This window comes from Snodgrassella alvi, from assembly GCF_040741455.2.
Classification (GTDB): domain Bacteria; phylum Pseudomonadota; class Gammaproteobacteria; order Burkholderiales; family Neisseriaceae; genus Snodgrassella; species Snodgrassella alvi_E.
This window is the reverse complement of record NZ_CP160328.2, coordinates 1,750,900-1,774,199: the sequence shown is the minus strand read 5'-3', so window position 1 is coordinate 1,774,199 and position 23,300 is coordinate 1,750,900. Positions and strand designations below refer to the sequence as shown.

The window sequence follows — 23,300 nt, the reverse complement described above, 5'->3', positions numbered from 1 at the left end:
AAAGTAAATATGCTAAAAATAAGTGACAGACAATATAGCCTGTCAATTAATTTTATCTATTTGAATGAGAATAATGTTACCGTATATAGTCATTGTTTGTGGTTCATTTGCCGTGTCTGGTTTCGAACCATTGATTGGCCTGCTGTAATCTTTCAATTGTTCCTACATCCAGCCAGAAGCCATTGTAATATTCCCCACTAACCAGATCATTTTGCATGGCTTTACGCAATAAAGGAGCCAGTTTTGCTCTGTTATGAGCCTGAATACCCTTAAACAAGGCAGGATGATATACACCTACTCCGCTAAAAGTTAATGCTGAAGTATTCGTCTGACGTTCGGTTATTTTTCCTGATGACAACAGATGGAAATCTCCTTCTGGATGATGAGATGGATTATCTACTAGCCATAAGTGAGCCAGATTACCAGACTGTTCTAATTCGTTACTGATTTCTAACGCCCCGACAAAATCAATATCAGTTAGTACATCTCCGTTTATCACCAAAAACGGTGTATTGCCGAGCATAGGTAAAGCAGTAACAATTCCACCTGCTGTCTCTAGCCCTCCTTCTTTTTCAGCAGAATAAGAAATTTCCAGACCATAAGCTTGCCCGTTTCCCAAAGAATTTTCAATTTGTTCTCCCAACCAAGCATGATTAATCACAATTTCTCGAAAACCTGCCTTCTGTAGGCGGCGCAAATGATGTTCGATTAATGGTATTCCACCTACTTTTAGTAATGGTTTTGGACAGGTATCTGTCAGTGGACGCATGCGTTCACCGCGTCCTGCGGCAAGAATCATGGCTTTCATGATGATTAAATTCCTCGATATTTTTGCAGCCTATAATACAACAGGCAAAGCGATCAGCTTTGCCTGAAAATTAGGGATAATAATTGATTAATGGAAACAGACAATCTAAATCAGATTGAGCTCAGTACCACTATTAAAGATTGCCGTTCCTTTTTCACCTTGCTCATATAAATTAATCCGCAGGCGCAAATCATTTGGTGAGTCTGATTGGCGTAAAGCTTCTTCAAAATCAATAACGCCATCAACATAAAGCTGAAACAAACACTGATCAAACGTTTGCATACCATCATTACCTGCTTTGGCCATCAGCTCTTTTATCTGCATTAGTTCGCCTTTGTAGATATAGTCCTGAACAGTGGCGGTGTTAATTAACAGGTCAATAACAGCCCGACGGCCTTTACCATCTTTTTTCACAGCCAGCCGCTGGCCGATGATGCAAACGAGATTCAGTGCCAAGTCCATCAGCACTTGCTTATGCTGTTCTTCAGGATAGAAATTCAGAATACGCTCAATTGCCTGATTAGCACTACTGGCGTGCAAAGTAAAGAAACACAAGTGACCGGTCTGCGCTAGTTTCAGTGCATAGGCCATGCTCTCATCACTGCGTACCTCCCCTACGCAAACAACATCTGGTGCTTCACGCAATGCACTTTGCATTGCATTGTCCCAGCTCAGAGTGTCCACTCCGACTTCACGGTGGGTAATAATACTTTTCTTGGGTTTATGCACGTATTCTATCGGGTCTTCAATGGTGAGAATATGGCCGGCGGAATTGGCATTACGATAATCCAGCATAGCGGCCATGGTAGTGGATTTACCGCTACCAGTAGGACCAGCAAGAATAATCAGCCCGCGTTTTTTCATCACCAGCTCATCCAGCACTGGTGGTAAAAACAGACTCTGGGTGGTGGGGATATCGGTAGTAATCCGACGCAGCACCATACCCACCCTACCTTGTTCATGATAGGCATTAACCCTGAAACGCACACCATTTTTGGCAATAATGGAATAGTTTAAATCCAGTTCTTGCATAAACCGCTGCCGCTGAACGGTTGTCATGGTAGACATGGCAATCTTAGCAGTTTCTTCTCCGGTTAAAGGTTTGGTTGGTGCGGGGGTGATTTTGCCATCGATTTTCCATGATGGTGGAAAACTAGGACTGATAAAAATATCAGCGGCATTCAGACGTACGGCTTCAACAGCCATTTTTTCCAGCACTGGATGAATATGAACTACTTCCCGTTCCAGTGTGACTGGAGCTGGGGTGCTGACGGCTGTAGCTGGAGCCGGCACTGCGGTAGAAGAATCTGTCATTGTTTTATTGTGTATAGTTGTCTGGCGTGACTCGACAGTAGATGAAACCGATGAGACCGGAATCTGTTCGTTTGCAGGTACAGATTTGGTTTCTATTGCAGCAACAGGTGTTGCCTGCATCATTGCTGTGCTTGTTTCTTTATCTGCCGACCTCGAATCTGGTGTATTTTGTATCGGTATAGCCGCTACATTTGCATCTGTTTTTACAGTATTTGCTGACGGTGCTTCTGCCACAATGGGAGAAGGTGTAGCTGTTGCTGATGCAGCGGTGGGATGTTGATAGTGGTTAACCATATCTGATAATAAATCAGACAAGCTGGACTCTTTTGAGGCGTCTTTCAGCATATCCATGGCAACACGCTTTCCTGAATATAAAACTATAAATTACTATCCTGCCAGCTGATCAGGACTGACCGCTTTAGATCGTGCTACATCTAAACTGATACGATTTTCACGCAGCAATTGTTGTAAACACTGGTCTAACGTTTGCATACCAAATTTCTGCCCCGTCTGCAAAGTAGAGTTAATCTGAGCAATTTTGTTCTCACGAATCAGGTTGCGCACTGCCGGAGTACTGATCATGATTTCATGAGCTGCAACACGGCCATTGCCATCCTTAGTTTTCAGTAAAGTCTGAGAAATTACTGCCTGAAGACTTTCAGACAACATAGAACGCACCATTTCTTTTTCACCAGCAGGAAATACGTCCACAATACGGTCTACCGTTTTTGCTGCACCAGTAGTATGCAAAGTACCGAACACAAGGTGACCGGTTTCAGCAGCTGTCAGTGCCAGACCTATTGTTTCAGGGTCTCGCATTTCCCCTACCAGAATCACGTCAGGGTCTTCGCGCAAAGCTGAACGCAGTGCATTAGCAAAGCTGAGTGTATGCTGATGAAGTTCACGCTGGTTTACCAACGATTTTTTACTCTGATGCACAAACTCAATCGGATCTTCAATGGTTAGAATATGGCCGGCATCGTGATTATTGATGTAATCAATCATTGCAGCCAAAGTGGTTGATTTACCGGAGCCGGTAGGTCCTGTTACCAGCACTAGTCCACGTGGCATTTCAGCAATTTTTTGAAAAATTGCTGGCGCTTTGAGCTCTTCCAGCGTCAGTACCTTACTGGGAATGGTACGCATAACTGCAGCTGGGCCGCGCTCGGTGTTAAAGGCATTGACACGAAACCGAGAGACATTGGGAAGTTCGAACGAAAAGTCAGTTTCCAGATTTTGCTGATAATCTTTACGTTGATAGTCGTTCATAATGGAAGCTATCATTTTACCTACTTCTTCTGCGCTCTGTTCGGGCAGATTAATACGGCGGATATCACCATTAACGCGTATCATAGGAGGAAGACCAGCACTCAGATGCAAGTCGGAAGCTTTGTTTTTAACGCCGAAGGCCAATAAATCGGTTAGCTGCATATTTACTCCGTTATGCTTGCCTGCGATGTGCAGGGACAAATTTCTGCTCTTATTTTAATCAAGTTGTCGAAGCTTTAAAATGAAAATGTTTGTGATGCTGGAAAAATTTTTTCAAAGACAGCCGAATTGAATTCAAAAAACTGAAAAAAACTATGTGATATGAAAAATTCAGATTCTCTGATTACACACTGGCGTGAGGTATTGGCTGAAATAGCCAGCATCCGCCAGCAAACTGAAGCGCCACAAAACGTTCAACTGATTGCGGTGAGCAAAACCTTTCCTGTCAGTGATATAGCCACACTGTATCAAGCTGGTCAGCGTGATTTTGGTGAAAATTACATTCAAGAGTTTAGTGATAAAACCAGCATGCTGTCCGAATACGATATTGTCTGGCATATGATCGGACACATTCAATCAAATAAAAGCCGGATTGTGGCAGAACGGGCACAATGGGTGCATACGATTGACCGTGAAAAAATTGCTCGCCGTTTAAATGAACAGCGGCCAGAGCACTTACCACCCTTGAATGTTTGTATTGAAATAAACATTGCTGCTGAAACAAATAAACATGGTATTAGAGCAAATATAACAGAATTATTGAAATTAGCTAGTTTCATCAGCACTTTACCACGTCTACAATTTCGCGGGCTGATGTGCGTGGCCAAAGCAGATAGTACTGAAACCGAATTGCGGCAGCAATTCGGTATGATGCAGACTTTATTCCAGCATCTGCATCATTCAGGATTCGCGGTTGATGTATTGTCTATGGGAATGAGTGCCGACATGCATACGGCTATTGCCAGTGGAGCTACTCATGTTCGGATAGGCAGTGCTATTTTTGGTCAACGTCACTATACACAGACAAAATATGATTAGTTAGCATTAACATTGATTACAAGACGGCCGGTAAGCTCTGCTCACCGGCCGTTTTTCTACTAAATTATTGTCAGTTGAATCAAGTACTGCTTCAAGCTATTTTTTCTGCCTTAAACCACTGTGACGGATGGGCAATTTCATCCTGAGCGGCTACAATTTGCAATTCATACTGCCGGCGTTTTAAAGTTTCCTGCATAACCGCATAGACAGCTGAAGTTGTATGTTCAAATGCTTCAAGCAAAGATTTACCGGAAAGAAAATCTGCCAGAAAAATTCCACTTGTCATATCACCCACGCCTACAGGTTGACGTTCGCCAAAATCCACCAGAGGCCGGTGAATATGCCATGCTGAATCCGGCGTAACCAACAGCATTTCAAAGCGGTCGGTTTGATACCCAGCACGACTTAAATGTTTCACTAGCACAGCACGCGGACCTTTTGTACAAAGAGCCCGAGAGGCAGCAACCGCTTCTTCCACATTATGAATGCATTGCCTGTTGTTCAACTCTTCAAGTTCAAACAGATTAGGCGCAATCATATCGCTCTGTGGCAAGGCTACATCACATAAGAATTCGGCCACACCTCCGGCAACAATACAGCCTTTTTCTGGATGGCCCATAACTGGGTCACAGAAATAAATGGCCTGCGGATTGGCCTGCTTCACTTTGCGGACAATATCAATAATGGCACTGCCTTGCTCGGCAGAACCCATATATCCACTTAATACAGCATCACAGTTTTTCAGTTCATCAATGGCCGCAATACCATCAACCACATCCAGTAAATGCTGAGCCGGCATCACTGTACCCTGCCACTGCCTGTACTGTGTGTGATTAGAAAATTGGACTGTATTTAATGGCCAAACATTAACGCCTAATCGGCGGATAGGAAATACCGTTGCGCTGTTACCCGCATGACCAAATACCACATGAGACTGAATTGAAAGTATATTTTTCATAATATTGCCATTTTACAATCTGATAATCTAAGAATTATCAAATGTGCTAAAAATCTGCTATGTAAGCAGACATATATAAATTTATGCCGATTATACGCAGATTATGCAGGCAGGAATAAATACTTACCTACCACAACACCTTAAATCACAATTTTTCTTTCTAACAACAATACATACCAATTGCCAACATAAAAATTATATTGGTTGCTTAGACCACCTTAATTTAAAGATTTAATCAGGTTTTCTGATAAATGTGCACTAGCATACATCAGCAGAAAAATACCTACTTTGCCGATTAAACATTAATTATTTAATTAAATTGTAATCGTAATTCCTGCATACTAAAATTTTTTCCTCCGCCATAGGCAGCGCATTTTGCTTTCATTACCTAATTTGTTATATGCAGCATGTATTCTTATGCCTGTGAAATGGTTTTTCTTTTTTTAAAACTAAACCAGATACAATGAAAACAAAAAACCAGCCTTTATAGCTGGTTTTTAAGCTTCAAAAAGAGATTATTCGTTGAAATCGAATTCACAAACATTGAAAAAGCTGCAAAATAGTTCCATCGATTACTAGTGTATGACAAAAATCGTTTGCTTTATTTTTCGTTATCCACTTCATTACTATTTACTTGTTTCAAGAACAGCAGCTTTTCTGACCAAGCGGACAAACTCATTGCGATAGCCTTGAGGATCGTTACCCTTGGCATTATCTGCCCAGTTAGCAATCTGCTGGTAAGAAGTCTCTGCAAGTTCTGGGTTATGGCGCAGTTTCTGTCCGAATGCTGCCACAGCCGCTAAGAAACGAGTTTCAACCCCTGCCTGCTCAAAAGAACTTCCTAACGCTTTCTTCTCTATTGGGAAAGAAACCATTTCACTTTTTTTACTGCCAGGCTCTTTCCAACGTAATTTGAGAAAAGCAATTTCTCCATTCTGAGCACCGGCAGAATCCGTTTTTTTGCGTTGATAACGCAAAGGATCAATACTTGGTTTGGCTCCGGCAAGAGTAAGCTCATACAGCACTGTAACCTTTTTACCTGCACCTATATCACCAGCATCCACCTTATCATTATTAAAATCTTCTTGTTTCAACTGCCGTTTTTCATAACCAATTTGACGGTACTCCAGTACTTGGCGAGGATTGAATTCAATCTGTGCTTTTGCATCTTTAGCCACAGTAACTAAAGTTGCACTCATTTCTTCCTGTAATACCTTTTGGGCTTCCTGCAAACTATCAATATAGCTATAGTTTCCATTTCCTGCATCCGCAATCTGCACCATCATTGCATCATTGAAATTATCATCTCCAAAACCCAGTGTTGATAAGGTTATCCCTTTATCTTTTTCAGTGCTCACGAGTGCCTTTAATTCTTCATCATTGTTTATACCAACATTAAAATCGCCATCAGTAGCCAGTAATATGCGATTTATCCCACCCTTTACCTTGGCTTGTTCAGCTATTTTATAAGCCAGCTTCAGTCCTTCACCGCCAGCTGTACTGCCACCAGCCTCAAACTTATCAATTGCAGCCAGTATTTTGGCTTTATTGCTTCCTGATGTTGGTTCCAGCGCCACCCCTGCACTACCTGCATAAGTAACAATAGAGACTCTATCCTGCGGGCGTAATCTGCTCACTAATAATTTTAATGATTTTTTTAATAAATCTAACCTATCCGGCCCTTCCATCGAGCCAGAGGTGTCAACCAAGAATACCAGATTTGATGGCGGTAACTCTTTAAATTGGACGTTTTCAGCCTTGATATTTACCCTCAGCAATACCTTGTTTGGATTCCATGGACTGGGTGTCAGTTCATAAGTTGCAGCAAACGGGGAGCCTAGGAGAGGTTTCAATACTTCATTCGAAACATCCGGAAAATAATTAATAAATTCCTCAACCCGTACAGCATCAGGATGCGGCATTCTTCCATTAGCTATAAACCGCCGACTATTTGCATAGCTGGCCGTATCCATATCCAGACTGAATGTACTTACCGGCTCTGTAATCACTTGTTTTATAGGATTATCTGAATAATTTTTATACCTTGCTGTATCTGACTGATTATGTTCGTACACAGTCTGCATAAATATGCGTGAAGTTTCAGCCCCTTTAAAGCCAATTCTGGATTCATAATTTCCTATCTTAGGCGCTGCATTGACCGCTACCGAAACATCCTGCTTCACCCTACCTTTAGCATCATTTACTGTATGGACTGAACCACAAGCGCTCAATAACCCTACAACCCATGCCACGAGTAGACAACGTCCGGTTTTACTTAGCTGTGAATTTATTATCAACATAAATACCTTTATTTATCATTATTTATCAGATTAGATAATATATTTAACATATAGCTTAAATAAATTCCAACTTATGTAGTAATTTTAAATAGTATTTAGCTTTGAAATTATCAAATAAAATTATATTGTTGGCAAAACTACGCACAACTTTAAGACTGATTATTCAGTCCACAACTCTCTTTAATCATTTACCGGTATCAAGAAATCTTGAATATAATATTGAATTACATATTCAATATTCATTCGCTTCAAGCCTGGAATATTGTTGAATTCAAATTGTTAATATTTATAAATAAAAAGAGGAAATGAAATGAGTATTTATTTTCTGGGTGGCGGTAATATGGCAACAGCCATCGTTGCAGGAATGAGCAAACAAGGCGGCTATGATATCGAAGTGATTGACCGTAATCTGGAAAAACGCCAACATTTGAGCAGCTGTTATCAGGTTAGGTGTAGTGAAAAATTACCTAGCCTGAATGCTGATGACGTACTTGTACTGGCAGTTAAACCACAGGATATGCAGCAGTCAACTGCCGGTATTGAGTTAAACGGTGCTTTAGTGCTGAGTATCGCTGCCGGATTAACCATCAACACATTGAGCCAGTTTCTTCAAAATCACCACCGCATCATCCGCATTATGCCTAATACACCCTGTCAGATTGGCCTAGGTATTTCCGGTTTGTACGCACCATCTAATATTGATACAGCAGATAAAAATCTGGCCGAAAACATTATGCATACCACTGGAGAAGTGGTTTGGCTGGACGAAGAAAGCGCCATTAACCGTATTGCTGGCATAAGTGGCAGTGGCCCAGCATATGTATTCTATTTTCTTAATGCTTTACAACAGGCTGCCATACAACAAGGATTCAGCACAAAAGAAGCTCATCAATTAAGTCTGGGCACATTCAAAGGTGCAGTTTCACTGGCAGAACAGTCTGGTACTGAATTTGTGCAGTTACAGAAAAATGTCACCTCCAAAGGGGGAACCACTTTTGCCGCCACATCAGTATTCGACCAGCATCAGCTATCAAAAGTTGTGGCTGATGGCGTGGCAGCCAGTGTTGCCCGTGCAGAAGAAATGCAACAACAACTAGCTCCTTAAGGTAACTTGTGATCAGTAAAACTATTTTTCTGTTAGCCAGTGCCCTAGCCATCATGTGCTGGGCACGGCTTTTGCTACAGTGGGGAAATTTGCCTTTTTTACATCCGCTGGCGCAATTCAGTGTACGAACAACCAATTGGCTAATACGTCCTTTACGCAGAATCGTGCCACCTCTAGGGAGATGGGATATCGCCTGCGTTGTGGCTACCCTAATTATTTATTTTCTGGCTTCCGTTATTAATCTCATTACCACTTTCGGCTGGACACAGCCAGATATGCGTAGCATAGCAGCCAGTTTATTTTCCAGTGTTCTGTTTTCACTCAGAGCCATGTGTTACGCGTTGTTCATCGGTCTGGTATTACGAATGTTTTTAAGCCTGTGCAAGCCATATTCAGTGCTTTTATTGACCCTACAGCGCATTTTCACCCCTCTTACCCGCCCTTTTGCTGTACTGCGCTTAGGTAAATATGATTTTTCTGCGACAGTGATTCTAATTGTATTATGGCTATGTCTAGATTGGTGGTTACCGCTGGCAGCAAATAAAATTTCATACTGGCTGATTAGTGGATAGTGTTGTCTAATGCAAATTTACGAATAGATTATAAAAACATGCTATCATGCCCGAACTTTTTTAACAGCCTGACAACTGGATTATGTCGTTCAAAAACAGAGCTAGTTGTCAATTCCTGAGCTAATTGCTTAAATGAGCTACGCAAAAGAAAGACTGTATAATGGCTAAACTCACTGAACAAGACATCCAAGCCTGGAACGGCCCTGAAGAAGAGTACATGAATGAAGAACATCAAGCCTTCTTCCGTGATTTGCTGCTGAAACTTCAGGATGAGCTGATTCACAATGCCAATAATACTGCCGGTCATTTGCAGGAACAATCTACCACTCCAGATCCGGCAGACCGTGCGACACTGGAAGAAGAATATGCTCTGGAGCTGCGTACCCGTGACCGCGAACGCAAACTACTTAGCAAAATTCAAGCCTCTTTACGTCAACTGGATGAAGGGGATTATGGCTTCTGTCAAGATACCGGTGAACCTATCGGCCTGAAACGCTTACTGGCTCGACCGACTGCAACTCTGTCTGTCGAAGCACAGGAAAGGCGTGAGCGAATTAAAAAACAGTTTGTGGACTGATACTGAATTGATTAGCACCAAAAAACGTTTTCTGAAATAGAAAGCGTTTTTTTATTTGCCGCCAGAAATATTGTTTCAACTATTCCGCTTATCAAGCTTGCAATTATAGGCAGTGTCTCAGACTTTTTTTGCCACCAGTAATTCCCATATCACCAGACAAAATCAAACCTAAAAAAATTAGATTTCTACAAAGCATTTACCCTGTAGCAGTAAAGCTTTTACAGGTGCAAAATCCTGACGATGCTGGGGTAATACCCCAAATTGCCGGAGAGCAGCCAAATGTGCGGCCGTACCATAGCCCTTGTGCCGGTCAAAACCATATTGAGGGTATTGCTGGTGCAACGCATACATTTCTGCATCCCGTGCCGTTTTAGCCAGAATCGAAGCTGCCGACACAGCAGCTATTTTCAAATCCCCTTTTACTACAGCTTCTGCCGGCAAGGTTAAATCAGTAGGTATGCGATTGCCATCTATCCAGACTTTGCTAGGAACAGTATGCAAATTCATCACCGCACGAGCCATCGCGCGCATAGTGGCAAACAGAATATTATACTGATGAATTTCACTGACATCGGCTGCGGCTACAGACCATGCAGTTGCCTGTTGTTTAATCTGTATCGCCAGCTCATCACGTTTTTTTTCAGATAATTTTTTGGAATCAGTGAGACCGGGTAAATCATAATTTGCCGGCAGAATCACGGCTGCGGCATAAACACTGCCCACTAAAGGGCCACGTCCAGCTTCGTCCACACCGGCATGAGCGGGTAATATACCTAAATCGAAGCTCATACCTGCCCCATAGCGTGCTGGAGCACAGCCTGTGCAGCTAGTTCGTCAGTGTTCAAACGCAACTGCTGATGCAGTGCCAAAAAATCTGTTCGCAAGCTTTCAATTTCCTTTGGCGATTCATACCAATGGATCACCGCCTGAGCCAGCTTCTGCGGAGTAGCATTTCCCTGTAAGAGCTCCGGCACCACGCCTCTGTCTAACAAAATATTAGGCAACCCAACATAAGGCACTTTAATTTTATGTTTTACATAAGCATAGGTTAATGGCGATATCTTATAACTGATTACCATTGGACACTGACACAAGGCTACTTCTAGCGTAGCCGTACCACTGGTTACCAGAGTCACATCAGCAGCCTGACATGCCATTTCCGCATGTGCAGACATCAAACGTACTGGCAGTTTTTGCCATGCCGGCTGCGCCAGCAAAGTTTGCATCCGCTGCCGCGTTGCCGCAGTAGCCAATGGCATTAAAAACTCAGCCTGCGGATAGCGCTGGCGGATGATTTCGGCTGCCTGTAAAAACAATGGCGCCATAAAATCAATTTCACTCACCCGACTACCCGGCATTAATACAAATACCGGAGCCTGCTCAGGTAGTTTCAATTGCTGGCGTCTGGCCTGACGATCAACCTGCAACGGCAATGTCTGCGCCAATGGATGACCTACAAAACGCGCTCGCCCGCCTGCTTGTCGATATAATTCCGGTTCCATCGGAAACAAACACAGCACTTCATCAACTTGTCTGACGATTTTTTTTACACGCTTGCGCCGCCAGGCCCACACAGACGGGCTAACATAATGCACAGTGGCAATACCGGCATGTTTTAAACTTTCTGCCACACCCAGATTAAAATCCGGTGCATCTATTCCTACAAACACCTGCGGTCGAATCGTTTTCAGTGCATGAATTAGGCCTCGGCGAATGGCCAGAATTTCCGGAAGTTTTTTTACAACTTCTACAAAACCACGTACCGCCAGCTTTTCCTGATCATATAAACTGCGAATACCTGCAGCAAGCATACGCGGCCCACCGATACCCACAAACTGCACATTTGGATAACGGGCACGTATGGCATTCATCAGATGGGCGCCAAGCAAGTCACCGGACGCCTCCCCAGCACACAAGGCTATGGTTAACGAGGGCAGTTCAGTTGCAGTTTTATTCATAGCGGGATAGCATAGTGATAAACAGCTCTCAGAGTCAGGCTTTAAAGATTACCAGTTTAACAGGCGATATCTACCTGTAAAAGGATAAGGCTATAAAAGCTAAAAGCCCAAGCAAAGGGCTTGGGCTTTTAATCTGGGGTGGCTGATGGGGCTCGAACCCACGACAACTGGAATCACAATCCAGGGCTCTACCAACTGAGCTACAGCCACCATTAAAACTTTTCAAACTTGGTGCGCCCGACAGGAATCGAACCTGTAACCCCCGGCTTAGAAGGCCGGTGCTCTATCCGGTTGAGCTACGGGCGCGTACTCTCAAATCTATCCGGATAAGGATTCAGTCGATGTGGTCGGGGTGGTGGGATTCGAACTCACGACCCTCTGCTCCCAAAGCAGATGCGCTAACCAGGCTGCGCTACACCCCGACGAGAGAGGCGAACTATACAGCTCTGAAAAACCATCGTCAAGAGGTAAACCTAATTTTTTTGCCATATTTTTGAAATATTGCCGATTTATGGTTGCACACAATCAATAAAAGCAGATGAAAGCAAGGCTAAAAAATGCGACAATGCCATTTTTCTGAGTTTCAGCTGCTGGTTGCCCGCCAACAGCCTCTTTATTCATCTTTCTGTCTGGAATTAGCTAATGACCGCTCAACTCATTGATGGCAAAAAAATTTCCGAACAAATTCTGCAAAAACTCGCGGGTCGTGTGCAGCAGCGGCTGGATAATCAGTTACGCCGTCCTTGCCTAGCGGTCGTACTGGTAGGCGAGGATCCAGCCAGTGCTGTATATGTGCGCAATAAAAAACGTGCCTGCGAAACCATCGGCTTTGAATCACGCAGTTATGAACTACCTACTCAGACCAGTGAATCAGAATTGCTGGCACTCATTGATGAAATGAATGCCGACAAGGGCGTAGATGGTATTCTGGTACAGCTACCTTTACCAAAACATATAAATGGTCAGCTTGTACTGGAGCGGATTGTGCCGCATAAAGATGTCGACGGATTCCATCCGTATAATGTAGGCCGTCTGGCAGTAAAGATGCCGCTAATGCGTCCGTGCACACCGAAAGGTGTAATGTCCTTACTGGAAGCTTATCAAATTGATGTAGCCGGTAAAAAAGCTGTAGTAGTAGGTGCATCAAATATCGTTGGCAGACCGCAGGCTTTAGAGCTTCTGCTGGCTCGAGCCACGGTTACAGTTTGTCACAGCGCGACGCAGAATCTGGCACAGGAAGTCGCGGCAGCCGATATTGTTGTAGTGGGTGTAGGCCAGCCGAATTTTGTCAAAGGTGAATGGATTAAACCTGGCGCAATCGTCATAGATGTAGGAATAAACCGGTTGGAAAACGGCCAGTTATGCGGTGATGTAGCATTCGCCAACGCTAGAGAGCGTGCAGCAATGATAACTCCAGTGCCAGGTGGCGTCGGCCCCATGACAATCGCCTCTTTGATGGAAAATACGCTGCAAGCTGCTGAACTACACGATACTCAACTAAACTGAATTTCCTTCAGGTCTGATTCGGAAATCAAATGAGCAGCAAACCTGTACAGACAGCAATCAATTTTGCAAAACTGATCTGAAAACTCAGGTTAGCATTAACATTTTACCAATCAGTCCATTAGCCAACATATCTTCGTATAAACAACAGAATAAAACCAAACGGCGTAAAAAACGCCATCATAACCGGAAAACTCTGCCAAATAGCATGCGAATCCAGACAATGCTGGCACGATTAATGAAATGGCTGTTATGGTTTATTCAACAACATAAAGTGATATTGATTCAATGTATCAGTTTTTCATCGACACTTGGGCTGCACTGCGTATGCAGTTTTACCCTAAAACGCATTATCGTTATTCGCCGTTTATCTTTATTGCCGTACTCTTGGCATTAGGCCTAATGAGTATTGCGAACATGTCACCCTTTCTCGGACATCAACCGGGTATCAGTGCTTTTATTATGGTATTAACTGTATTGCGCTGGGCGGTTCTGAGTTTTTCCATGCAATCTATTCTTAGCTACTACAACCGGCAGCCCGGACAATGGTATGGTTACATACTGGTCACGGAAGCACTAACTCTGCCCATGGTAGCTATACTGTACTTTCCACACGCATTAGCCATGCCCGGAATGGCGTGGATGATCTGGACCATAGTGGTTCAAGTAGGTGGTTTTGTCCGCATTAGCCAGCAGAATGTATTTAAAGTAGCCTTGGCTTATATTGTCTATTGTTTCATCACTTGTCTAGCCGGCAGTGTAATTCTATTAATTTTCAGCGGCATGGGTTGGTTAGATTTAAACACTATGGCACAGTCTTTCCAGCAAATGGTCACACTGCCTGCTGCCGAAAACGGCTTACGCTGAACAGATGAGGAATTAAGCTGGTTCCGCTATAATAATACATGGTGTTTTTAATGCGAATCAGATAATTGAATTAACCAATTTTGCATTCCAAACTTGAAATTTACCTAATCAGTTTTGTTGATTTGAAAAGGAATAAGCATGACGTTAAAAGTTGCCATTAATGGTTATGGCCGCATCGGCCGCCAGATATTGCGTGCCATCTATGACTATAACCTGCGCAACCAGTTTGAAATTGTCGCGATAAATGCCAGTGGCACATTGGAAACCAGTGCCCATCTGACAAAATTCGATACCGTTCATGGCCGTTTCACCGCAGATGTTTCATTTGATGATGATGCTTTAATTATCAACGGCGACCGCATCCGCTTTTTCGCTACTCGCAATCCGGCAGAACTGCCCTGGGGTGAATTAGGTATTGATCTGGTACTGGAATGTACTGGTGCATTTACCAGCAAAGAAAAAGCTAGCGTCCATATACAGAGCGGTGCTAAGAAAGTTTTGATATCCGCTCCCGGTGGTTCTGATGTAGATGCCACTGTAGTATACGGCGTGAATCATCAGGTACTCACACCAGAAATGACTGTAGTATCCAATGGTTCCTGCACAACCAACTGTCTGGCTCCGGTAGCCAAAGCTATTAATGACGGACTGGGCATGGTGAAAGGTTTGATGACAACCATTCATGCATTTACCAACGATCAGGTTCTGACCGATGTACGGCATAAAGATTTACGTCGTGCCCGTAGTGCAGTGGAAAACCTGATTCCAACCAAAACCGGTGCCGCCAAAGCTTTAGGACTGGTACTGCCGGAATTACAGGGCAAATTCGACGGCTTCTCTGTGCGTGTACCAACTATTAATGTTTCACTGGTAGATTTAACTTTTGAGGCAGCTCGCGACACCAGCATTGAAGAAGTGAATGCCATCGTTAAAGCGGCCAGTGAAGGCAGTATGCAGCATATTCTGGGCTATAATAGCCTACCATTGGTTTCAAGTGATTTCAATCACTTACCTCAGGCATCTGTATTTGACAGTACCCTCACCAAAGTTACCAACGGCAATATGGTAAAAGTACTGGCATGGTACGATAATGAATGGGGCTTTAGCTGCCAGATGCTGAATACAGCCCGCGCTATGTTCAACATGGAAGTGACACCGTTCGCCTGAGCTACGCTCAGCATAATGGCAGGCTGTCTGAAACCATGTAGTTTTCAGGCAGCCTGAATACATTTATGTATGTCCTAACGCATAAACAAAATCACAAATCTTAGCGTATCACTATCCACGTAATATTAAGATCTGGTCGCTAAACCTGACACTTTTATTAATTTAAATTCCAAGCAAACAAATCGCTGATTCTCCATTTTGCTTCCTTGAGGCACAGATTATGCTTAACTATCATTTGCAACCCCACTCACTGACCCAGCATTTGTGGCATGTTCGTCTCAGTTTCACTCAGCTCGATAATCAGAATTTCACCTTAAGCCTACCCAACTGGTTGCCCGGTAGCTATATGATTCGTGACTTTGCCCGCCATATCGTTACTTTAACGGCCAGTTGCAACAACTCCCCCGCAACAGCAGAGCAGATAAACAAAAATACATGGTCTTGTAAAGGACTGGCAGGTAAATGGGAAATCAGCTATCTGGTTTATGCTTTTGACAGTTCTGTACGTGGATCATTTTTAAATACCGAGCGTGGCTTCTTCGATGGTGCATGCCTGTTTTTACGCCACAATCAACGCCAGCAGGAAGCTTGCCAGTTAATTATCAGCGGTCTGCCGGAAAACTGGGATATTGCTACCACTATGCCCGCGGCTTCATTGCCACGGGTTTATCAGACTGGCAACTATCGTGCATTGATAGACTATCCGGTTGAAATGGGCTATCTGTTGCGTCTGCCCTTCACTGCGCAAGGCATCGAACATGAGATTGTCATTAGCGGACATTTTTCTCAGTTTGACCAGCAACGTCTCGTCCAAGATGTTGCTAGAATATGCGCCTGTGAAATAGCTATGTTTGACGCACCGCCACCTTTTGAGCGTTACAGCTTTCTATTGCACGTCGGCAATGGCATTTACGGCGGGTTAGAACATAGATCATCATCTGCACTGATGGCCGCCCGGCATGATCTGCCGCAGACAAATGGCAAAAACAGCGAAGCTTACATTACTTTATTGGGATTATTCAGCCACGAATATTTCCATGCATGGAATGTAAAATCCATCATTCCAGCTGCATTTGCCAATAATGAATTGAACACCGAAGCCTATACCCATCTCTTATGGGCTTTCGAGGGCATCACTTCCTACTACGATGATTTGTTTCTGGTGCGCAGCGGCGTCATTACACCAGCTCAATATCTGCATTTACTAGCCAAAACTATTACACGAGTGCAGCAGGGAGCGGGACGACTTAAGCAAACTCTGGCTGAATCCAGCCTTACCGCGTGGACCAAATACTACAAACAGAATGAGAACAGCGCCAATGCCATTGTCAGCTATTACCAGAAAGGGGCTTTGGCTGCCATGTGCCTGGATCACCATATTCGCCAGCACACCAACCAGCAGAAAAATCTAGACGACGTGATGCGCGCACTGTATCAAGACTGGCGGCAGCGAGGATTAGGTCTGGCTGAAAATGAGTGGCTCAAAATCGCGCGCGACACAACCGGTATTGATTTAACACAAGTTTATCAGCAGTACATTATGACCACATCTGATTTACCTATGGCTGAAAAATTACATCAGACTGGTGTATCACTGCATTGGGCTGCTCTGCCACTCCAGCATGGGGGCGCTTACATAGAGGAGCCTACAGCCAGCGAACAGACTTGTGCCGATTTAGGTGCACGGTTTAAGCCTGCAACACTCGGAATCACCCTGCAACAAGTATTCAATCAGGGTAGTGCAGAAAATGCTGGCCTGAGTGCCGGTGATCAGCTCATCGCACTCAATGATGAAATCATTACGGACTTTAGCACGCAGTGGGCACGTATCCATATCGGCGAAACGGTACGGATTCACTTTATCCGAGATGGCCTGCTGCGACAATCCAGCTTATTGGCTCAACCGGCAATAAACGATACAGCCCTGCTGAGTATTGACAATACTCAGCTGTTACAACAATGGTTGCAGCCACAACGCCGAAAATAACCGCCAGACTGAAACAATAATTTTATTTTTACAAATATCCTAGATTTAATGCAAGCTGATTTACATCTGACTCTTGTCCTGCCCGGTTTACTGTGGCCGCATCAGGATATTATCGTGCCGGTAGTACCATTACCGGCATTGGATAAGTTACGCCGTTGGGGTCAATTTTCCGCAAAAACCTCTAGTAGAAGCCAGCTTTTCCGTCAGTACCTGTGGCAAGGTTCATGGGTACAACAGGTATGTGGGCAGTATAACCTTGATTCGAGTGGTGACAGCCTAATTGCCACACCCATCAGCCAGATAGCCGGAATGCATCAACTGCAATATATTGATGGAAAATCTCTTTCTTTATCCATAGAAGATGCAAGCGCTTTCTGTAGTGTATTGAATAAATGGTTACAGGCAGAAAATTGGCAGTTTCATCCGGTAAAAGCCAATTTGTGGCTGTTGACCTCCTCACAAAGAATGGCATTTAGCGTGCCATCGATACTGGATCTCGGTGGCAGCATTAACTCAGAAGTAAAACCAACTGGTACCGATGCACCCTTAATTTTACAACGACAGACCGAACTGCAAATGCTGCTGTATCAGCACCCGATCAATCAGCAACGCAGTGCCCGCGGCCTGCCTACCATCAACAGCTTATGGTTTGAGCCAGACAGCGCAGGCACAGCAGACAACAAAATTCCGTTGTATACCAATAGCTCTTGGGCAGTTAATACACATGAGCTACCCGCTAATTATGCTGCATTAGCAGATACCGTGTTTGGCAAAGATAAAAATAAAATTGTGTTGTTTAATGATGTATTATGCACAGCCGTCAATCAGGGCGATGTATACCTTTATACCCAGATACTGCAACAATGGGAGCAGGACTGGTGGCAACCCTTGTTAAACGCACTGCAAAACAAGCAACTTCGGCAGCTAAATATTCATTGCGAAAACGGCCTGCTTCAAATACGTAAACCCTGGCTAAACTTTTTCCGGCATAAAGCCAAACCATTTAACGGATTAAGTCTATGAAGCCCGCCTGCATTGTTACCCGTCCGGTAGATACCCATGCCGAACAAACCCTACTAGCACAGGGCGTTGAACCCTTACTGGCAAGATTGTATGCCACACGCGCCATTAAAAATAAACTTGAAACGGAATCCAGCCTGTCTGCCCTGCTGCCATTTCATAATCTAAAGAATATTCATGCTGCCAGTGAACGCTTGGCACAAGCAATCACACGACAAGAAAAAATTCTGATTGTGGCTGATTATGATGCCGATGGCGCTACTGCCTGTGCTCTGGCTATGCGAGGCTTACAGGCCATGGGCGCCATAACTGACTTTTTCGTACCAAATCGTTTTGAGCATGGATACGGACTGACAGCAGAAATTGCTGAGCTTGCTGCTCAGGCCGGCGCCGATTTGCTGCTAACAGTGGACAATGGTATAGCCAGTGTAGATGGTGTACAGCGTGCACACCAACTGGGTATGGATGTATTGATTACCGACCATCACTTACCCGCCGAGCAATTGCCTGAATGCATTATTGTTAATCCTAACCAGCCCGGTGATGAATTTCCCAGCAAAGCACTGGCCGGTGTCGGCGTGATGTTTTACGTACTGATGGCCTTGCGTCACCATTTGCGTCAGCACAACCAGTTCAGCCAAGTTCCCGAACCAAATCTGGCACAATGGCTTGATCTAGTTGCATTAGGTACCGTTGCCGATGTCGTCCCCCTTGATCAGAATAACCGTATTCTGGTCGCACAGGGGCTCAAGCGCATGCGTGCCGATAAAATGCAACCCGGTATACGCGCCCTATTTCAGGTAGCCAAACGTAAAATACATCAGGCTCAGGCATTCGATCTGGGCTTTGCCATTGGTCCGCGGCTAAATGCTGCCGGCCGGCTGGATGATATGAGTTTAGGCATAGCCTGCCTTTTATCAGATGATATACACAACGCAGCAAACTTAGCGGAACAACTGAACGATTTAAACCAGGAGCGCCGGCAAATACAACGCAGCATGCAAGATGAGGCCAATTTGCAGCTAGCAGACATTAATACCGAAAGTAGTTTCAGTATTGTCGCCTATCACAACAGCTGGCATCAGGGCGTCACCGGCATTGTTGCCGGCCGTTTGCGCGAAACCTTTCATCGACCGAGCATTGTGTTTGCACAAGCTGAAAACGGCATACTGCGCGGATCTGGTCGCTCCATCTCTGGTCTGCATTTGCGTGATGCTTTAGATATGGTCAGCAAAAGACAACCGGAAATCATCCAGAAATTCGGCGGCCATGCCATGGCTGCTGGATTAAGCATTGCCGAAACACAATTACCCGCTTTCCGGCGTGAATTTGAAACAGTATGCCGGCAACTTATCCAGCCAGCCGATCTGAATCAAACATACCAGACCGATGGTTCATTAGAACCCCAGCATCTGAATTTAGCCACAGCCCAGCAACTGGCAGCGTTGGTGTGGGGGCAAAGCTTTCCCCCACCCTCTTTCTGCGACGAATTCAACGTTGTCAGCCAGCAAATCGTTGGCACTGGTCACGTAAAGGCAGTGTTACGCAAGAGCAACTGCGAATGTGAAGCCATGTTTTTTCGGTGCAACGTCACTTTGCCTGAACGTATTCGCGTGGTTTATCGGCTTATTGCCAATGAATGGCGCCAGCAACTTGAATTACAGCTATATGCAGATTACTGGGAAAATTGTACCTGAAGAGATATTCAGGCTGTTTAAATACATAAATTCACTTATAATTAGCACAATCAAACATTAACATGGCTTTTTTTCCGCTGCTGTATCTGTAATTGGCCATTACGCCACAAACAGATAGGCTAAAAGGAGGGGCAGCCAGATGAATGCACCATTAACTAAGTGTAAACTTAAAAAGAGATAAAGACAGGAATTAACTGGTATGAGTGTAGGATTGATTCGAGTTTTATATAAGCACCAGATTATCGATGCAGAAAAAGCTGAAAAACTGCGTCAGGAGCTTGAGCAGAAACGTCCAGTTATACCGATGCTGTTGCAGTCTGGTGTCATCGATGCTGACAAACTGGCCAGCTTCCTGTCCAAGGTATTCAGTATTCCTTACCTCAATCTGGAACTATATAACCAAAGCCTTGTACCGCAGGACTTAATCAATCTGAAAATCATGCAGCAATATATCTGCGTGCCCATTTTCAAACGTGGAAATCGTCTGTTTCTGGCTGTATCTGACCCCACTTCCATTCAGCATTATCAGAAAATTGCCACAGATGCCGGCTGCATCCTGAATTTGGTTATTGTACGCGATGATCAGTTGCGTCAGATACTAGAAAATCTCGGACAGGAATCCACCAGCCTACTAGAAGGAATGGATACAGTTGGTGATGCTGAAGCAACAGGCAATAATGCCATGTCTGCCGATGATGAGGAGGGCGAAAACGGCCCTGTGGCCAGATTTGTATTCAAAGTTTTAAATGATGCACTCAACAGCGGCGCCTCAGATATTCACTTTGAATTTTACGAAGAAATGGCACGAGTACGTTTTCGTATTGACGGGCAGCTACGGGAAGTAGTGCGTATGCCACTGAATATTAGAAACCAGATTGCCTCCCGTATTAAAGTGATGGCTAAACTGGACATTTCAGAAAAACGTATACCTCAGGATGGCCGAATTCAGATTCAATTCCGCAAAGGCGCCAAACCGATTGATTTTCGTGTCAGCACCCTTCCGACCCTGTTTGGTGAAAAAATTGTGATGCGTATTCTGAATTCGGATGCCGCTACCCTGAATATCGAACAGCTCGGCTTCGAACCATTTCAGAAAGAATTACTGCTGGAAGCCATTCACCGGCCGTATGGTATGGTACTGGTTACCGGTCCAACCGGTTCCGGTAAAACTGTATCCCTTTACACCTGCCTGAATATTCTGAATACCGACAGTGTGAACATTTCTACTGCAGAAGATCCTGCGGAAATTAATTTACCCGGTATCAATCAGGTCAATGTAAATGATAAACAGGGACTGACATTTGCCGCAGCTCTAAAATCTTTCCTACGTCAGGATCCAGACATCATCATGGTGGGGGAAATCCGGGATTTAGAAACGGCCGATATTGCCATCAAAGCAGCACAAACCGGTCATATGGTATTTTCTACCCTGCACACCAATAATGCGCCTGCCACCTTATCACGTATGCTGAATATGGGGGTTGCTCCATTCAACATAGCAAGTTCAGTGAATCTGATTATGGCACAGCGTTTGGTTCGACGTTTATGTACCTGCAAAGCGCCAGCCGAACGGCCACCAGAATTCGCACTCAAAAAAGCCGGTTTCTCTGATGAAGATCTAGCTAAAGAATGGACATTTTATCGGCCGGTAGGTTGTGAGCGCTGTAAAGGCAAAGGTTACAAGGGGCGCGCTGGTGTTTATGAAGTAATGCCTATTAGTGATGAAATGCAGCGAATCATCATGAACAATGGTAATGAAGTCGATATCAGTCAGCAGGCGCATAAAGAAGGACTGGTCGATTTGCGTCATGCTGGTCTGCTTAAAGTTATGGAAGGCATCACTTCGCTTGACGAAATTCTTGCCACCACCAACGATTAAATCCATCGCCCATTTATCCAATTAATACAATACTGTGAGAAAAACCATGAACAAACCAGTAGCAGTATCCAAAGCTAAATCTACCGGCATCAGCTACAGCTTTGAAGGAAAAAACATCAAAACTGAGCAGATTGTACGCGGCGAAGTAGTAGCAAAAGATGAGGCAGAAGCCCGTGCCAAACTTAACCGAAGACAGATTCGTGTCATTCAGATTAACAAAGTCAAAAAACAGCGTCAGAAAAAAATCAGTCCGGCGGATATAACAGTCTTTACTCGACAATTATCAACCATGATGAAATCCGGTTTACCGATGATGCAGGCTTTTGATATCGCAGCCAAAGGCCACTCAAACCCTGCTATGACCCAAATGCTGATGCAAATCCGTTCTGATGTTGAGCAGGGTACATCATTAGCTGATTCTTTTGCCAAATATCCAAAGTATTTTGATCGATTTTATTGCAATCTGGTACGTGCAGGCGAAACAGGCGGTGTATTGGAAGCCATATTAGATAAACTGGCCGTATACAAAGAAAAAACTCAAGGAATTAAGAAAAAGGTTAAAAGTGCTTTGACCTATCCGGTAGTAGTGGTAGTTGTCGCAATTGCTCTGGTAATCGTCATGATGATGTTCGTTTTACCATCATTCGGTAAAGTTTACGAAGGCATGGGCGTTCCTCTGCCAGGGCTTACACAATTCATGATGAATATTTCTAATTTCTTTGTCCACTTTGGTGTATTTATTATCATTGCACTCATTGCAGGTGTAATTGGACTAATAAAATGGTATCAGAACTCAGATGATTTGAAAAAACGTTTTGATTATATGTTATTGAAGATGCCCATTTTTGGACAGATCGTACGTAAAGCCACAATTGCCCGCTGGGCGCGCACAACAGCAACCTTGTTTGCTGCCGGCGTACCCTTAGTAGAAGTACTTGACTCAGTTGCCGGAGCAGCGGGCAATATCAAATATGAAGAAGCGACACAGGAAATTCGGGCCAAGGTTAATCAGGGTATCTCCCTCACCTCTGCCATGCAGGCTACTGAATTATTTCCCAATATGGTGATGCAAATGGCCTCTATTGGCGAAGAATCCGGATCACTTGATGATATGTTAAATAAATCAGCCGAATTTTATGAAGAAGACGTAGATACTGCTGTTTCACAGCTATCCTCTTTGATGGAACCCATTATCATGGTAGTACTCGGTTTGATCGTCGGTGTTATTCTGGTTGCTATGTATTTACCACTCTTCAACATCGGTAATGCAGTAGGTTAAGA

The 23,300-nt window shown here is 44.1% G+C and carries 19 protein-coding genes and 3 tRNA genes; 12 read left to right on the top strand and 10 right to left on the bottom strand.

Annotation, left to right across the window (positions count from 1 at the left end; genetic code table 11):
* Nucleotides 1-103 precede the first annotated feature (103 nt).
* From murU to ABU615_RS07915, 3 genes are all read right to left on the bottom strand, one after another.
* On the bottom strand, nt 104-808 hold the full coding sequence (gene murU / locus ABU615_RS07925) for an N-acetylmuramate alpha-1-phosphate uridylyltransferase MurU (protein ID WP_370388796.1): 705 nt from the start codon (nt 806-808) through the stop codon (nt 104-106).
* Between the two features lie 105 nt (nt 809-913).
* Nucleotides 914-2,122, bottom strand: a complete 1,209-nt coding sequence (locus tag ABU615_RS07920) for a PilT/PilU family type 4a pilus ATPase (protein WP_370387142.1) — start codon at nt 2,120-2,122, stop codon at nt 914-916.
* A 387-nt stretch (nt 2,123-2,509) separates the two neighbouring features.
* Nucleotides 2,510-3,553, bottom strand: a complete 1,044-nt coding sequence (locus ABU615_RS07915) for a type IV pilus twitching motility protein PilT (RefSeq protein WP_267392020.1) — start codon at nt 3,551-3,553, stop codon at nt 2,510-2,512.
* Nucleotides 3,554-3,712: 159 nt separating this feature from the next.
* On the opposite strand from ABU615_RS07915, the gene ABU615_RS07910 reads away from it, so the two are divergent.
* Nucleotides 3,713-4,429 carry a YggS family pyridoxal phosphate-dependent enzyme gene (locus tag ABU615_RS07910; RefSeq protein ID WP_267409006.1) on the top strand — a complete coding sequence of 239 codons (717 nt, stop codon included), beginning with the start codon at nt 3,713-3,715 and terminating at the stop codon, nt 4,427-4,429.
* A gap of 91 nt (nt 4,430-4,520) precedes the next feature.
* Here the strand turns inward: ABU615_RS07910 and pdxY are convergent, their stop codons facing one another.
* Both pdxY and ABU615_RS07900 read right to left on the bottom strand, forming a co-directional pair.
* Nucleotides 4,521-5,387 (bottom strand): pyridoxal kinase PdxY, encoded by an 867-nt coding sequence (pdxY, locus tag ABU615_RS07905; protein ID WP_370388795.1) that lies wholly within the window; start codon nt 5,385-5,387, stop codon nt 4,521-4,523.
* A 626-nt stretch (nt 5,388-6,013) separates the two neighbouring features.
* Nucleotides 6,014-7,687, bottom strand: a complete 1,674-nt coding sequence (locus ABU615_RS07900) for a von Willebrand factor type A domain-containing protein (protein ID WP_370388794.1) — start codon at nt 7,685-7,687, stop codon at nt 6,014-6,016.
* 310 nt (nt 7,688-7,997) lie between these two features.
* Between ABU615_RS07900 and proC the strand changes: the two genes are divergently transcribed.
* The 3 genes from proC (at nt 7,998) to dksA (ending at nt 9,941) form a co-directional block, all read left to right on the top strand.
* A complete protein-coding gene (proC, locus tag ABU615_RS07895) occupies nt 7,998-8,792 on the top strand; it encodes a pyrroline-5-carboxylate reductase (protein WP_367489773.1) in 795 nt (264 codons plus the stop codon).
* An 8-nt stretch (nt 8,793-8,800) separates the two neighbouring features.
* Nucleotides 8,801-9,364 (top strand): YggT family protein, encoded by a 564-nt coding sequence (locus ABU615_RS07890; protein WP_367421133.1) that lies wholly within the window; start codon nt 8,801-8,803, stop codon nt 9,362-9,364.
* A gap of 160 nt (nt 9,365-9,524) precedes the next feature.
* Nucleotides 9,525-9,941, top strand: coding sequence for an RNA polymerase-binding protein DksA (dksA, locus tag ABU615_RS07885; protein ID WP_100140828.1), 417 nt, complete (start codon nt 9,525-9,527; stop codon nt 9,939-9,941).
* A gap of 177 nt (nt 9,942-10,118) precedes the next feature.
* Here dksA and rnhB read toward each other — a convergent pair whose 3' ends face one another.
* The 5 genes from rnhB to ABU615_RS07860 all read right to left on the bottom strand — a co-directional run bounded on the left by rnhB (nt 10,119) and on the right by ABU615_RS07860 (nt 12,321).
* The gene (gene rnhB / locus ABU615_RS07880) at nt 10,119-10,730 is read right to left on the bottom strand and encodes a ribonuclease HII (RefSeq protein WP_370388793.1); all 612 of its coding nucleotides are present in this window, start codon (nt 10,728-10,730) and stop codon (nt 10,119-10,121) included.
* Nucleotides 10,727-11,899, bottom strand: a complete 1,173-nt coding sequence (lpxB, locus tag ABU615_RS07875; protein WP_370388792.1) for a lipid-A-disaccharide synthase — start codon at nt 11,897-11,899, stop codon at nt 10,727-10,729. Before lpxB ends, rnhB begins: the two co-directional genes overlap by 4 nt.
* Before the next feature lie 134 nt (nt 11,900-12,033).
* Nucleotides 12,034-12,109: transfer RNA gene (locus ABU615_RS07870), tRNA-His, on the bottom strand.
* A 19-nt stretch (nt 12,110-12,128) separates the two neighbouring features.
* Nucleotides 12,129-12,205: transfer RNA gene (locus ABU615_RS07865), tRNA-Arg, on the bottom strand.
* A gap of 38 nt (nt 12,206-12,243) precedes the next feature.
* Nucleotides 12,244-12,321, bottom strand: a tRNA-Pro gene (locus tag ABU615_RS07860).
* A 220-nt stretch (nt 12,322-12,541) separates the two neighbouring features.
* Here ABU615_RS07860 and folD point away from each other — a divergent pair.
* The 8 genes from folD to ABU615_RS07820 all read left to right on the top strand — a co-directional run bounded on the left by folD (nt 12,542) and on the right by ABU615_RS07820 (nt 23,298).
* A complete protein-coding gene (gene folD / locus ABU615_RS07855) occupies nt 12,542-13,405 on the top strand; it encodes a bifunctional methylenetetrahydrofolate dehydrogenase/methenyltetrahydrofolate cyclohydrolase FolD (protein ID WP_367489775.1) in 864 nt (287 codons plus the stop codon).
* Nucleotides 13,406-13,690: 285 nt separating this feature from the next.
* On the top strand, nt 13,691-14,269 hold the full coding sequence (locus tag ABU615_RS07850) for a hypothetical protein (RefSeq protein ID WP_267409001.1): 579 nt from the start codon (nt 13,691-13,693) through the stop codon (nt 14,267-14,269).
* Nucleotides 14,270-14,407: 138 nt separating this feature from the next.
* A complete protein-coding gene (gene gap, locus ABU615_RS07845; RefSeq protein ID WP_100151384.1) occupies nt 14,408-15,436 on the top strand; it encodes a type I glyceraldehyde-3-phosphate dehydrogenase in 1,029 nt (342 codons plus the stop codon).
* Between the two features lie 220 nt (nt 15,437-15,656).
* Nucleotides 15,657-17,423 (top strand): M61 family metallopeptidase, encoded by a 1,767-nt coding sequence (locus ABU615_RS07840; RefSeq protein WP_370388791.1) that lies wholly within the window; start codon nt 15,657-15,659, stop codon nt 17,421-17,423.
* 48 nt (nt 17,424-17,471) lie between these two features.
* A complete protein-coding gene (locus ABU615_RS07835; RefSeq protein WP_370388790.1) occupies nt 17,472-18,446 on the top strand; it encodes a hypothetical protein in 975 nt (324 codons plus the stop codon).
* On the top strand, nt 18,443-20,140 hold the full coding sequence (gene recJ, locus ABU615_RS07830; RefSeq protein WP_370386594.1) for a single-stranded-DNA-specific exonuclease RecJ: 1,698 nt from the start codon (nt 18,443-18,445) through the stop codon (nt 20,138-20,140). Before ABU615_RS07835 ends, recJ begins: the two co-directional genes overlap by 4 nt.
* A 199-nt stretch (nt 20,141-20,339) precedes the next feature.
* Nucleotides 20,340-22,019 carry a type IV-A pilus assembly ATPase PilB gene (pilB, locus tag ABU615_RS07825; protein WP_267408994.1) on the top strand — a complete coding sequence of 560 codons (1,680 nt, stop codon included), beginning with the start codon at nt 20,340-20,342 and terminating at the stop codon, nt 22,017-22,019.
* A gap of 46 nt (nt 22,020-22,065) precedes the next feature.
* A complete protein-coding gene (locus tag ABU615_RS07820) occupies nt 22,066-23,298 on the top strand; it encodes a type II secretion system F family protein (RefSeq protein ID WP_100156468.1) in 1,233 nt (410 codons plus the stop codon).
* Nucleotides 23,299-23,300: the final 2 nt, after the last annotated feature.